Origin of the sequence: Desulfosudis oleivorans Hxd3 (assembly GCF_000018405.1) — a bacterium.
Lineage (GTDB): Bacteria > Desulfobacterota > Desulfobacteria > Desulfobacterales > Desulfosudaceae > Desulfosudis > Desulfosudis oleivorans.
On the sequence record NC_009943.1, the window covers coordinates 3,164,111 to 3,177,241 of the forward strand.

At 57.3% G+C, this 13,131-nt stretch carries 12 protein-coding genes; 2 read left to right on the forward strand and 10 right to left on the reverse strand.

Going from position 1 to position 13,131, the window contains the following annotated elements:
• The first annotated feature begins 13 nt into the window (after positions 1–13).
• Positions 14–838: an SDR family NAD(P)-dependent oxidoreductase gene (locus DOLE_RS13465; protein ID WP_012176037.1), complete on the forward strand. Its 825-nt coding sequence runs from the start codon at positions 14–16 to the stop codon at positions 836–838.
• Positions 839–887: 49 nt separating this feature from the next.
• Positions 888–2,192 (forward strand): MFS transporter, encoded by a 1,305-nt coding sequence (locus DOLE_RS13470; RefSeq protein WP_012176038.1) that lies wholly within the window; start codon positions 888–890, stop codon positions 2,190–2,192.
• A gap of 101 nt (positions 2,193–2,293) precedes the next feature.
• Here the strand turns inward: DOLE_RS13470 and DOLE_RS13475 are convergent, their stop codons facing one another.
• The 10 genes from DOLE_RS13475 to DOLE_RS13520 form a co-directional block, all read right to left on the reverse strand.
• Complete coding sequence (locus DOLE_RS13475; protein ID WP_041281186.1) at positions 2,294–3,061, reverse strand: RNA methyltransferase; 768 nt, start codon at positions 3,059–3,061, stop codon at positions 2,294–2,296.
• Positions 3,062–3,331: 270 nt separating this feature from the next.
• The gene (gene ndk / locus DOLE_RS13480; protein WP_012176040.1) at positions 3,332–3,751 is read right to left on the reverse strand and encodes a nucleoside-diphosphate kinase; all 420 of its coding nucleotides are present in this window, start codon (positions 3,749–3,751) and stop codon (positions 3,332–3,334) included.
• 142 nt (positions 3,752–3,893) lie between these two features.
• Positions 3,894–5,378 (reverse strand): tetratricopeptide repeat protein, encoded by a 1,485-nt coding sequence (locus DOLE_RS13485; RefSeq protein ID WP_167320885.1) that lies wholly within the window; start codon positions 5,376–5,378, stop codon positions 3,894–3,896.
• Between the two features lie 272 nt (positions 5,379–5,650).
• A complete protein-coding gene (locus DOLE_RS17570; RefSeq protein ID WP_167320886.1) occupies positions 5,651–6,451 on the reverse strand; it encodes a class I SAM-dependent methyltransferase in 801 nt (266 codons plus the stop codon).
• 139 nt (positions 6,452–6,590) lie between these two features.
• Entirely contained in the window at positions 6,591–8,204 is a 1,614-nt protein-coding gene (locus tag DOLE_RS13495; RefSeq protein WP_012176043.1) for a B12-binding domain-containing radical SAM protein, read from the reverse strand.
• A gap of 206 nt (positions 8,205–8,410) precedes the next feature.
• On the reverse strand, positions 8,411–9,424 hold the full coding sequence (locus DOLE_RS18025; RefSeq protein ID WP_012176044.1) for an energy-coupling factor ABC transporter ATP-binding protein: 1,014 nt from the start codon (positions 9,422–9,424) through the stop codon (positions 8,411–8,413).
• A gap of 43 nt (positions 9,425–9,467) precedes the next feature.
• A complete protein-coding gene (locus DOLE_RS13505) occupies positions 9,468–10,157 on the reverse strand; it encodes an ABC transporter permease (RefSeq protein ID WP_012176045.1) in 690 nt (229 codons plus the stop codon).
• A gap of 240 nt (positions 10,158–10,397) precedes the next feature.
• Positions 10,398–11,231, reverse strand: coding sequence for a substrate-binding domain-containing protein (locus DOLE_RS13510; RefSeq protein WP_012176046.1), 834 nt, complete (start codon positions 11,229–11,231; stop codon positions 10,398–10,400).
• A gap of 33 nt (positions 11,232–11,264) precedes the next feature.
• Positions 11,265–12,338 (reverse strand): ABC transporter ATP-binding protein, encoded by a 1,074-nt coding sequence (locus DOLE_RS13515; RefSeq protein ID WP_012176047.1) that lies wholly within the window; start codon positions 12,336–12,338, stop codon positions 11,265–11,267.
• Entirely contained in the window at positions 12,320–13,129 is an 810-nt protein-coding gene (locus DOLE_RS13520) for an ABC transporter permease (RefSeq protein ID WP_232362711.1), read from the reverse strand. The genes DOLE_RS13515 and DOLE_RS13520 overlap by 19 nt, the downstream gene beginning before the upstream one ends.
• Between the last annotated feature and the right edge of the window lie 2 nt (positions 13,130–13,131).

Below are 13,131 nucleotides of genomic sequence, written 5' to 3' on the forward strand. Positions count from 1 at the left end.
ATAAGGAACACGCATGGAAATAAAAGGAAAAGTGGCCCTGGTGCTGGGTGCAATCAAGGGCATCGGCCGTCACATCGGCCTTGCCCTGGCCGGCCAGGAGGCAAAACTGGGGCTCACCCACCATGACTGGGAAGAGAGCCTGCCTGAAATGCGAACCGCCTTTGCCCGGTCCGGGGCCGACCACCTTATATGCCGGGTGGATCTGACCGACAGGGATGCTGCTGCGGCCATGGTGAAGACGGTGGCTGACCGGTTCGGCGGCATCGACATCCTGATCAACAACATTGAGCGGGGCGGCTGGCCCGTTGTGCACGGACCCTACACGCAAAAGCAGTGGGACCTGGAAATGGCCACCACCCTGCGGGCCAAGCAGTGGGTGTTTGAAGCGGCCCTGCCCCACCTCAAGGCATCCCCCGAGGCAGTGGTGATCAATCTCTCCTCCATTGCCGGCATAGTCGGCCGGTCCGGCCCGGCCGCTCCGGTATTCAACGAGGGATACGCGGCGGCCAGCCGCGGTGTGTCCCTGCTGACCGAAACCTGGGCCCGCATGGGCGCCCCATCCGTCTGCGTCAACGAAATCATGCTGGGCTTTGTGGAGACCCGTCACGGGCCACATACCCGGGGCTGGGGCCTGCTGACCGACGCACAGAGACAGGCCATTGTCGATCACACCCTTGTAGGCCGCATGGGCACCCTGGACGATGTGAGCCGGGCCGTTCTGTTTGTCATACGGGATGCGCCCTTCATGACCGGCGCGGTGCTGCGCCTGGACGGCGGTTATGTGCCGGGCGGTGAAAAGATGAGTCCCATGCCCGACGGAGTGGAACAAAACAAATGACAGCCGTTCTTTTCCCAATTTCGATCAAACCACTTGCGCTGAACGCCTTATGACACAAACTTCCCCGCGCCCGATCTTTTACGGATGGTACATTGTGGCCATCGCCTTTCTGGCCAACTTCATGGCCGTGGGCACCGGATTTTACGCGTTCAACGCCTTTCTCGAGCCCCTGTGCGAAGCCCACGGCTGGACCCGGACCCAGGTCAACATGGCCCTGATGCTCGGCACCCCCTTCGGCCTGCTGGGCCAGTTTTTCTTTGGCACCCTGGTGATGCGCATAGGGGTAAAAAAGCTCATGATCACCGGCTCCCTGATATCGGGCATAGCCTTTATGCTGGTGTTCCAGGTGTCTTCCCTGTGGCTCTTCTATCTACTTTATATTCTGCTTTACGTGGGCAATGGCGCCTATGGGGGCATCGTGGCCAACTCCGCGGTCAGCAACTGGTTTATCCGCAAGCGGGGCAAGGCCCTGGGCATTGCCACTGCCGGCATGTCGCTCTCCGGCGCGGTGCTGCCCCTGGCCGCCATGATGTTGATCTCCCGGCTGGGAATGGGGACCACCGCCATTCTTATCGGCGCCATGGTGCTGGTGCTGGCCCCCCTGGTCCGCCTGGTGATCGTCAACTGGCCAGAGGACAAGGGGCTGCAACCCGACGGAGAGATTCAATCCCAGCCCGAGAGCGAACCGAAACTGTCCGGCGGCCTTGCCATGGGTATTACCACGCCCGGCATTCCCCTTGAACCTTCATGTGTGCTGGACGACGTCCCCCGGTGGACCCTTGGCCGGCTGGTGAGAACATCGGTCTTCTGGAAAGTGGGCCCTGCCTATGCCATGGCCATGATCGGCGTGGTGGGGGTCATGTCCCAGTTGAAACCGAGATTCGTGGAGGTGGGGTTTTCAGACACAACGGCCATGCTGCTGATGGCGGCCACGGCCCTTGCCGGCACCCTGGGCAAATATGTGTGGGGCGCCCTGTGCGATGTCATCGCGGCCCCGAAAATGGCATCCACCATCATGGCCATCAACGGCATCGGCCTGCTGGCCGCCCTGTTTGTCCACTCACCGGCGGCCATCGGGCTTTTTGTCTGCCTGTTCGGGTTTGCCATGGGCGGGGTCATGTCCACCTACCCCATCCTGGTGGCCGACCTTTTCGGCAGAAAGGCCTTTCCCTCGGTCTTTCGGTTCATGGGAGGCTTTCTGGTCTTTCAGATGCTGGGCTTCGGTATCGCGGGCGCCAGCTTTGACCGATTCGGTTCCTACACACCGGCCTATATCCTGTTCATGGGGCTTGACGTGATCGCGGCCCTGATGCTGCTTTCCGTAAAACGGCCCCCGGCGGCATGTGACGACTGATGCGTCACCACGCCCCCCTTTTTTAAAACGTCATTGCCGGCCAGCGCCGAAGCAATCTTTTCCCGCGCCCCCTCTGCCATGGGATTACCACAGACCGAGAACTACCGGGGATCTTTCTTTTTCTTTTCAGCCAGGCCGTCAGCATACCGCTTTTCACCGTACCAGTTCACCTGGCGGCACACCCCCCGGATCAGCTTGACCTCTTTTGCCGTCAGGCCCACCCGGGAAACAAACCGGCGAAAATTGTTCATCCAGTAATCGGGGTTGTCCGGCCGCAGAAAATCGATGGCCAGCAGCACCTCCTTCATCTGGTCGTACATGCCCTCCAGCTCAAAGCTTGAGGCAAGCCGGGGCTGAAAATGGTCCTGGTTCGGCCGGGCCGCGCCGAACAGCTCGTAACAGATCACTAAAACCGCCTGGGCCAGGTTGAGGGAGGAAAATTCGGATGTGGGAATATGGACAAGGTTGTGGCAGTACTGAAGGTCTTCGTTTTCAAGGCCCCGGTCCTCGGGCCCGAACATCACAGCCACCGGGTTCTCCCGGCACAGGGTAACCGCTTTTTCAGCGAAGCCCCCGGGCGAAAGCACCATCTGCCGCTGCCGGCCCATGCGGGCGGTGGTGCCGGCAATGTAAGAAAAAGGCGACACCGCCGTGGCCGTGTCGCCGACAATCTCGATCTTTTCCACCACGTCCCGGCAGGCGTGGGTGGCGGTTTTCATGATCCGGACCGGGTCCCATGCTTCCGGGGCCACCACCTTCAGCCGGGAAAGCCCCATGTTTTTCATGGCCCGGCAGCAGGCACCGATGTTTTCGGGAATGCGGGGCCGCACCAGTATAATGGTGATTCCGGCATATCCCGCATATTTCATGAATTTTTCCGACATGGGTAGGCATTTTCAAAAAGTATAAACTCTTACTATAAAATTCATGTGTATTTCGAAAATACAAACCATGAAAGGCGACTTGAGGTATTATACGCCAATTTTATGTCGAAAAATTCACCCTTCGGGCGGGCCGTCTTGGCCACATCTGCTGCGTTGTGGCATACTCGCAGTAGATTAACTACAGCTTCGCATGCCGCGCCTTGCATCTGACGGCCAAATCAACTCGTGAAATACACGGGATGCCCAGGGATTCCGTCATCTGCCCATGATCTCAAAGGAATTGAAAAAGTAGCCGATCTCAAAAGCCGCCGTATCAGGCGCGTCCGACCCGTGCACCACGTTACGCTCGATCTCCGTGGCAAAGTCCCGGCGAATGGTACCCTCGGCTGCGTCCTTGTAGTTGGTGGCGCCCATCAGGGTGCGGTAGCGCAAAATGGCGTCCTCGCCTTCCAGCACCATCACCACAACCGGACCCGAGGACATGAAGGTGGTCAGGCTTTCAAAAAAGGGCCGCTCCCGGTGAACCGCGTAAAACCCCTCGGCCTGGGCCCTGGTCATGTGAATCATCTTCATGGCAATGATTTTCAGGCCCTCTTTCTCCAGCCGCCGGACCACTTCACCGATCAGGCCCCGCTCCACGCCGTCGGGCTTGACAATCGATAGTGTTCTTTCCATGTATGGCTCCTTGTTTGCAACAGGTTTATTGTTAATGGCTACTGCCAGTTATCAAAAGTTTAAAGGCAAGTCAACCGATATCGCGGGGCGTAGCCGGACTTGAGACCGGGAAAAAAAGCCTTCAGTCGAACGGCATGAAGAATCACCTGCCGGCCTTGAGCCGTTCGATCCGCATCAGATTTTCCCGGGCGGTCGCATATCCGGGATGAATGGCCAGGGCCTTTTTCAGCATATCACCGGCAGCTTCATAATCTCCCTTGAGGGTCAACGCTGTTGCCAGGTTGTTGTAAACCATAAAAGCCGAGGGATCGGCGGCCAGGGCGTTCTGGTAGTGCACGATGGCTTCGTCGATCCGGCCCGTGTCACACAGGAGATTGCCCAGGCTGTTGCGGGCCGGCACATGATCCGGCTGCAAGTACACGGCTTTTTCAAAATGGCGCATTGCCGCCTCAGAATTTCCGGCGCTCTCCATGGCCCTTCCCAAATGATAGTGCGCCAGGGCATTGTTTGGGTCAACGGCCAGGGCGGCTTCAAGCTGGCCGATCGCCTCGGCGTTTCGGCCGTGAAGAAACAGAACCTCTCCATAGTTGGCCCGGGTCTGGCTGCAAGCGGGACGGACCTCGACCGCATGCCTGAAAAATGAAAGCGAATCCGCCCAGTGCCGCGTCTGGGCATGGGAAATAACCGTCAGCATCGCCACCACGGCCACGGCTGCCACCGCCCTGATGCACCTGCTCAAACCGAGCCGGCGCATCAGGGCGGCACAGCCCCACACAATTCCCAGCACCAGCCCCAGCACCGGCAGATAGGCATAGCGTTGCAGCAGAAAACGATGCTGTCCCACGCAGACCGGCAAAAAAGGCGCCAGCCCGATCAGAAACCATCCCCAGCCGACGAGAAGATAAGGCGCTTTTTTACGAAAACGAATGACCGCCAGCGTGACAACAGTGATTATTGTAAACGCTCCCATAATCTGCCACAGGGGTACAAGATACCCCGCCATGGGCGGCACATAAGCGGGAAGCCCGGACGGCACCAGGGTCTTCCATAAATAGGTGACATAGACCACCGGAATGTTGAGCAGCAGTTCCGGCTGAAAACTTCCCTCTTGCATGGACTGAGCCATCGACGTGGCCTGAAAAAAAAACCGGCCGAACAGAACCGCCCCGGCCCCAATGGCCGCGATCGGGAGCTTCTCAATGATTAACCACTTCAGGGAAACCAGCGATTTTTCTTCTATCTGCCGATCCGCATCAAATGGGATAATCCGTTGCAAAGGCCAATAATCCAGCAGCAGGAGAAAAACGGGAAAAAGAATAATAGCGGGCTTGGACAAAAGTCCTAAGATAAAAAACAGACAGGCAAGCAGAGACTTCCACCACCGTCCCGTTTTCGTGTAACTTACATAAGCCATGACAGCCAGAATCGTCCAGAAAACACTCAAAACGCCTGCCCTGCCGGGAATCCATGCCACAGACTCGGTATGAAGGGGGTGAACGGCCCAGATGGCAGCGGCTGCCACGCTCTTCCAGAAACATCCGGTCATTTGAAACAACAACACAAAAAAAACGGTTGCCGTAATCCCGTGCAACACCCCACTGGTAAGATGGTATCCTCCGGGATCCATCCGAAAAAGCTCATAGTCAGCAAAATACGACGCCATGCTCACCGGAATCCAATACGGAACATGACCCGGCATCTCCGTAAATGCCATGCGTGTGTTATGCCAGAACCTGTCCGGCTGATGAGCCATATATTCAAAAAGATCGATATCGTCCGCCATAACAAGACCGAAGTGCATGGACTGAAAATATATTGCCCCGCTCAAGAGACATATGACCAGCGCGGCAACCGCTACTCTTGTATACAGCAATGCTGATGACTGTTGTCGGGTTGTGTTTAACATCCGGTCTTCTTACGGTAATCGCATGACATTGGTTCCGGCACGGATAAACCATCATGGTGATGGGGTTTCTGAAAAACCGCCTGCATCTCTTCCAGGGGATCGAGGTAAAACCGCGCCCGCCCCAGGCGCAGTGTGTCTGCGAAAAAATCCAGTATCTTCAGCAGCGGTCTTGGGTTGTAATAATGTTCAAGACGATTGCGCAACATATCCAGGGTGCAACAGATGCCCGCGCTCCCCATTTTCAGCAGATAAAACCCTTCTTCTTCAAGCAGGCGCCGCATGGTGGCACGGCTGAAGTAGTACAAATGTTCAAACGGCTTTAACTGAATCCACCTTTTTCCAACCAGCCGGGGCATGATATGTGAGATGTCGGGGGTTCGAACATAACCGATGCCGCCGGGCTTGAGAATAGAAAAAACCTTTTTTACCGCACCCCTGGGATCCAGCATATGTTCAATAGAATCCCCCATTCTTACCACGTCAAAACTTTCAAGCGGATAATGGACTTTATTGAAATCCCCCACCGTGATGGGGACATTTAATCGTTTGGCGATTCTATCCGCATAAGCCGGTGAGATATCAACACCACTGACTTCCCACCCCCTGGATTTGGCAATGTCAAGAAAGTCACCGGTGGCACATCCCACATCCAGAAGCCGCCCCTTGCCGAGCGCAAACTTTTCTATCAAAGCAAGATGGCCGGCATATGTCCGCCGGTTGATGGCGGCGGTCATCACATAATAGTCAAAATAAGCGGCGTCATAAAGGCTTTCCGTGTTTACGGCTACCGGCATGGGATTCACATAAACAAGTCCGCACTTTCCGCACATTCGGATACTCATTTCCTGAATGGTATACAAAAGCCGTGGAGCATCAGCACCACAGAGGTTGCAGGCTTGCCATTGTAGTTCCAAAATGCTCTTCCCCGTCGCCTCACCGGCGAAAATTTTTTGATTGGTTTCCGGATATCAGATCATCCCTCACCCATCGTTCGGCAATCGTTGTCAGGCTGCTGGAAAACTGCTTAACATAGCGGCTGAAACCGATTCTAAAAAAGACCGGAATCTGTTTGAGTGTTCTTTTTACACTTCCGTGCTGGCTTACTTGAATCACCCGGAAATAGGCCAGCGGTTCCAACATCAGGGTGGACAAGAGTCCGGCCGTGATAAGCGTCAGCCGGAATCCGGCGCTTTGCGGCCGGCTTCTGCCATACGAAATCAGCCTCCTTACAGCGGACACCGGCAAATAAGCTGAAATCCGAATCAATTTGTTCATGGAAGTATGCCGGTAATGATAAAAATTCTTGTGCAGATAAGCGTCGGCCAATCCAGGGGAATCGGCAGTTATCCTTTCATACAGAGAGGAGCCCGGATAAAGCGTCAGGGCAAACAGTTGAAGAAAATAAGGTCGGGGCGCAGCTGTCAGCACCTCAATGGTTTTGTAACGGTCTTCGTCGTTTTCCAGGGGATTGTCCAGAATGACGTCATAGTAAGCCGCGATACCGGCTTCATGCACCAGCCGGGCCGCTGCCAGAAACTGTTCGGATGTGGAATGCCGGTTGTAGGCATCGGACAACACACGATCACTGCCGGACTGCAACCCAAGAGACATCCAGACAAGGCCGGCCGCCTTGAGCTTTTTCAACCGGCCGGCATCCACAAAAGCGGGAATACACCGGACTATAAATGGACGGCCGATCTTCTGGCGATAAGCATGACAGAACGCTTCCAGATAGGCGTCGGAACAGGCCAGAAAACAGTCATCCTGAAAGTTGATATATTGAATTTCCGGATGATCGGCAACGGCCCTGGACAGTTCGGGCATAAGACTGGCCACACTCCGGCGCCGTATCTTCCTGGTGTCATAAAGCCTGGATAAAAAATCGTTGCAGCAGTAGGCGCAGGCAAACGGGCAGCCCCGGCTGCTCATGGTGCTGTATATTGTACCGCGCCAACGGCCGTAGCGCTTTAACTGATGGTGATCCAGGGAAACAATGCTTCCCCGGTGCGCGATATAAGAACCTCTTGGAAGATGCTCACAGGTGGGCAGGCTATCCAGGTTTTGGATGACCGGTTCCAGGGGGTTTCGGACGATCTTTCCTTGCCGGCGATAACAGATGTTGGAAATATGCTCAACGGTTTTTTCTTCCCGAAAGGCACGGGCAAGCGCCGCCACCGCGTGTTCACCTTCGCCCACGCAGACATAATCCGCATGGTCCAGACACATTTCCGGCGCGATGGTAGGATGAATTCCGCCCCAGATGACCGGCAGGCAGGGGAAGGCCTGTTTGAGGCGACCGGTCAGGGCCGCCGCACCGGAAAATTCATGGGACATCAGGCTGATGCCCACAAACCCGGGATTGCGATCGGCGACAAAACGGACAACCTGTTCCATCAGAACATTATCGCCAGGGGAAAAAGAGGGAAGATAGAGCAGCAGCGAACTAAAGCCCCGATCCTGCAAAACGGCATGAATCTGCTTCAGGCCGATGGTGTCCAGATCGACCTGGAGCGAGATCAGCAGTGCGTCTGTCCGGGACCGGTTCACACTTTCTCCATCTTCTCCGGCGTAAAACCGGATGGCGGTTCTCGTCTGCCGCCGGGTATTATCCTTCAGGCCTTTTTTTCAGGGTGTATCGAAAACAAGAAACCTCTTTTTGCGTGTATCGTCAACAAAAACTTTGGATAACCGGCCTGAGATTTTCAGAATGAACCGGCAGAAATCCGCAATCGGGACAATAACGGAAAAAAGTTTTACAGAAAAACGATTGTGCCGGGGTTGTAAAAAAGGGGAATCCGTTTGCCGGGCAGAAGGCCGTGTTGCTCCACTTCATGGTCTGCGACCCGCACGGTAAGGGTCAGGCGATCCACTGTCACGGTCACTGCCACGGTCTGGCGCTTGGGTTCCAGCACAAGGTGAGTCACCTTGCCGGAAAGGGTGGGAAGGCCGGCACCGGCTGTTGGCGTTTTGGCCAGGCCGAACTCGATGAGCGCCGATGCATCGGCGACCGGCGGTGCCGGCACATGAATCCGCTGGCCGCCGGGCAGATGCTTTTCCCATCGCCCCTCACCTGCTGAATGCCACGGCCCGGGCACCACGTTTTTGCTGCCCGCCTCCCAGACCCTGCCGTTATACATCTGCAGCATCCGGTCGGAAACCGCGTGCATCCACTGCAGGTCGTGGCTGGCCACCACCACGGTGGTGCCATGCACCTGCCGGGCCGCCAGCACGGCCTCCTGGATAAGACGGGCACTTTCCACATCCACGCTGGCGGTGGGTTCATCAAGAAGAAGCACTTCCGGCTCCAGGGCCAGCCGGGCCGCCAGGGCCACCCGCTGGGCCTGGCCACCGGAAAGCGAATCAGGACGGCGGCGGCAGACATCGAAGGGTAGACCCACCAGGGCCAGGGCCCTTTCGATCCGTCGATCCATATCTTCCGTCGTCACCCCCCGCAGCCTTAACCCATAGGCGATGTTCCCGTACACGCTCCGCTTCAGCAGATAGGGGGTCTGGGGAAGAAACGTAACGGCAAACCGTACATGCTCTGAAAAGGTCGAGGCCGGGCGGCCCTTGAAGCGTATCTCGCCGGCCACGGGTTTCTGCACAAACGCCAGCAGCTTCAACAGGGTGGTTTTCCCGCTGCCGTTGGGGCCGACCAGGCCGGTGACTGTTCCCCGGGTAATCTCCAGTTCCGGGACCTCCAGCACGCGGGGCCCGCTGTCATAGGCATACACCAAATCGGATACCCGGTAGATTACCGACGACATCGGCATGTCTCCATAATACTTGAAATCAAACGGTTACCGCCGCTCATGACCGCCGTCGCAGCAGCGTGACCCCCAGGGTCACAAAAAAAGCGATCAACAGGAGTACCAGCCCCAGGGCGATGCCCATGGCAAACTGCCCCTTGTTGGTTTCAAGGGCAATGGCCGTGGTGATGGTTCGGGTATACCACTTGATGTTGCCGCCCACCATCAGGGAAATGCCCACCTCGGTCATGACCCGGCCGTATGCCACCAGCCCGGCGGAAACGATGCCGTGGCGGGTCTCCCACAGGCTGGTCAACAACAGGTTCTTTGGACCGGCCCCCAGGGAAACCAGGGTGACACGAAGGTTCTTGTCAGTGGCCTGGGTGGCCGTGGCCACCAGGGAAATCACGATGGGAAGGGCCAGAATGGCCTGGCCGATGGCGATGCCCGGCAGGGTAAACAGCAGGCCCAGGCCGCCCAGCGGCCCCCGGGAAGAGATCAGTGCATAGACCAGCAGGCCCACAAAAACCGTGGGCAGGGAGAGCAGGGTATCCACCACGATACGGACCTGGTTCTTGCCGGGAAATTCATGGTACCCCAGCAGAAAACCCAGGGGGATGCCCACAACCAGGCTGACCGCCATGGAGGCCGTGGTGACCCGCAGCGTGACAAAAACCGCTGAATAGGTCTGCGCGTCACCAGTGGCCAGCAGCACCAGGGCTTTTATCAATCCCGAGAAAAGAAAGTCCATGATATATCAATCCGAAAAAACCGTCGGCGGCAGGCGCCTGCCGCCGACGGTTAAGGATGCTTTTCGCATCCATCCATACTGTTATGGGGGCACGAAAAATGTTTCCAATTCAGAAATGAGAATTTTTTCGCAAGGTCAAGGAAAACAAGGGCTGACGCGGAGGCGTACTGTTGTACGCCGCACAAGGAAGCCCGCAGTTTGACACAGAGATTGCGGAAAAAGGCCATTTATGGATGGAAACTATTTGGCGTTCGGGAAAAAGAGCTGCTTTCCCATCATTTTAAAATCCTGAACATACGCCTGGGCCGGTTTGTCCGCCAGCCATTTGGCGAACGCCTCGGCACCGTCGCGGTTGATCTTCGGGCACCTTTCCGGGTTCAGCAGCACAACGCTGTACTGATTTTTCAGGCCGGGATCACCCTCCACCAGAATAACCAGCGGTGGATTGTCCTGGTAGTCGGCACTGTACTTGATGTAGGTGCCCCGGTCGGTCATGGTATAACCGCTCCGCTCGGCGGCCACGTTGATGGTGGTCAGCATACCCTGGCCCACCTGCATGTACCAGGGAGCGCCGTCGGGAACCGTCAGGCCGGCATCGCTCCACAGGGAGAGCTCCTTCTTATGGGTGCCCGAGTCATCACCACGGCTGGCGAAAACCGCCTGTTTGGCGGTAATGGCGGCCAGGGCATCGGTCACGCTCTTTCCCTTGATCCCCGCCGGGTCCGCCTCAGGACCGATAATCACAAAATCGTTAAACATCACCTCGGTCCGGCTGACGCCGTGACCGGCCTCGATAAAGGATTTTTCCGCGGCCGGCGCATGCACCAGCAATACATCCACATCGCAGTTCTGCCCCATCTGCAGGGCCTTGCCCGTACCCACTGCCGTCCACTTCAGCTCGATACCGGTGTCCTTTTGAAACAGGGGCGCCAGGTAATCCAGCAGGCCGGTGTTATCCGTGCTGGTGGTGGTGGCCATCATCAGGGGCGCCTTGGCCTCTTCCGCGCTGCAGGGCAGCACTGCCGCCATACCGCAGATAAACAAAACCGTCAACAACGCCAATAACTTTTTCATCTTTCTTCTCCTTTGTTAATACGGTTCATGCAATCAGGTGCCCGATGATATCGGGACCACCGCTTCAGGCAATATTTCCATGCCAACCGTCCGGCCCGGCGCCGGATTGATGCGGGCAAAAGCTTCAAGCGACACGGCCGACCGCCACGGCAGGCCGCCTGCCTGAATCATGGCCTCCACATAGGGTCCCATGTGGGTGAGGCCCGTCACCCGGCCTGTCATTTGATTCACACCACCGGAACCGGTTGTGCCGTTTGTCAGTCGCACATTTTCACTGCGCACGGCCACGTGAGCGGCACTGGCCGGAGCCGGGGCCTCCATCATCAGCTCGCAGCCGCCCAGTATCGCCCGGTCACCGTCAAAGACGGCGGGAAATATGTTCCGCACACCGGTAAACCGGGCGACAAACACTGTGGACGGTTTTTGAAAAAGCCAGGCCACCGGGCCGGTCTGCTCAATACGGCCATCGTGCAGAACAGCCGCACGTTCGCCCAGAAACCGGGCCTCATCCACATCATGGGTCACCATCAGAAACGTGGTGCCGGTGGCGCGGCAAAGCGCCTTTAAAAGCTGCTGAAGATCCTCCCTGAATCCCGGATCCAGTGCCGACAGGGGTTCGTCAAGCAGGAGCACCGAAGGGTTGACGGCCAGGGCACGCAAAAGGGCAACCCGCTGTTTTTCGCCACCGCTCAGGGTGACAATGGAACGATTGGCCAGATGCGCAATACCCACCTGGGACATCAATTCATTAATCTGTTTCCGGGGCATTCGTACTTCCGGTTTCCGGTACCGTACGCCGTAGCAGATGTTCTCCATCACCGACAGATGGGGGAAAAGTGCATAATCCTGGTAGACAATACCCACGGAACGGGCCTCAGGCGGCAGGCGGGTGACATTCTGCCCGTTGACATGAAGGGTTCCCGTGTTAATGGGCACCAGCCCGGCAAGGGCCTCCAGGGTCAGGGTCTTGCCGGCGCCGGTGGGCCCCAGCAACAGAAAAAACTCGCCGGGTTCAATGGAGAAACTGATGTGCTCCAGGCGGAAACCGGGCAATCGGATCGACAGGTCGCACACCGCCACCCGGCCCTTCATGTCACGCTTTTCCATCGCTTCTTCCAGCCCCCGGTACGCATGCCCGCGGTATCCGGCCTGCGCCATGACAGCAGCCGGAGCATCACGAACAGCAGCAGGCAGACCAGGATCAGCCAGACCGCTACCGGCTGGGAGTATTTCAGGCCATAGGCGGTAAACCGTTCGTAAATCAAAACCGGCGCGGTCATGGGATGATAGGCCACAATCACAATGGCGCCGAACTCGGAAATGGCACGGGCCGCGCAGAGAATCAGGCCCACCAGCATGGAACGCCATGCCAGGGGAAAGACCACCCGGGCAAAGGTCTGGCCCATGGAGGCGCCCAGGTTCCTGGAAACATGCTCCAGCCGGACGGGAATGGCTTCGATCCCCGTTTTGACGGCATTGATATAAAAGGGCAGGCCCACAAAGGTCAGCACCGTCACAATGCCGACCGTGGACCCCATCACCCGGATACCCGCTTCCATCAGCAGGCGGCCCAGCCAGTGTTCCCGCCCCACAATGCCCAGAAAGGCAATGCCGATCACCGGATGGGGAATCATGATGGGCAGATCCACGATGCTTTCCACAAGCCGTTTGCCCGGAAAATCTTTCCGGGCCAGCACATAGGCAAACGGGGTGCCGAACAGAAAGGAAAGGGCACCGGCCCAGCCCGCGGTGTAAAGGCTCAGGCCGATGGCCCGTTGCACGGTTCTGTCGCCGATGGCCCCCAGCATGTTTTCCCAGGTCGGCTGCACCAGCATCTGCACCAGGGGAAGCACAATAAAGGCCGACACCAGCAGGCAGGAAAAAAGCGAGGCCCACACCA

Coding starts and splice junctions, on each gene's coding strand:
- DOLE_RS13505 (WP_012176045.1), bottom strand. CDS start 10,157: ATGGACTTTCTTTTCTCGGGATTGATAAAAGCCCTGGTGCTGCTGGCC.
- ndk (WP_012176040.1), bottom strand. CDS start 3,751: ATGGAAAGAACACTATCGATTGTCAAGCCCGACGGCGTGGAGCGGGGC.
- DOLE_RS13470 (WP_012176038.1), top strand. CDS start 888: ATGACACAAACTTCCCCGCGCCCGATCTTTTACGGATGGTACATTGTG.
- DOLE_RS13510 (WP_012176046.1), bottom strand. CDS start 11,231: ATGAAAAAGTTATTGGCGTTGTTGACGGTTTTGTTTATCTGCGGTATG.
- DOLE_RS17570 (WP_167320886.1), bottom strand. CDS start 6,451: ATGCCGGTAGCCGTAAACACGGAAAGCCTTTATGACGCCGCTTATTTT.
- DOLE_RS13485 (WP_167320885.1), bottom strand. CDS start 5,378: ATGGATCCCGGAGGATACCATCTTACCAGTGGGGTGTTGCACGGGATT.
- DOLE_RS13515 (WP_012176047.1), bottom strand. CDS start 12,338: ATGGAAAAGCGTGACATGAAGGGCCGGGTGGCGGTGTGCGACCTGTCG.
- DOLE_RS18025 (WP_012176044.1), bottom strand. CDS start 9,424: ATGTCGTCGGTAATCTACCGGGTATCCGATTTGGTGTATGCCTATGAC.
- DOLE_RS13465 (WP_012176037.1), top strand. CDS start 14: ATGGAAATAAAAGGAAAAGTGGCCCTGGTGCTGGGTGCAATCAAGGGC.
- DOLE_RS13475 (WP_041281186.1), bottom strand. CDS start 3,061: ATGAAATATGCGGGATATGCCGGAATCACCATTATACTGGTGCGGCCC.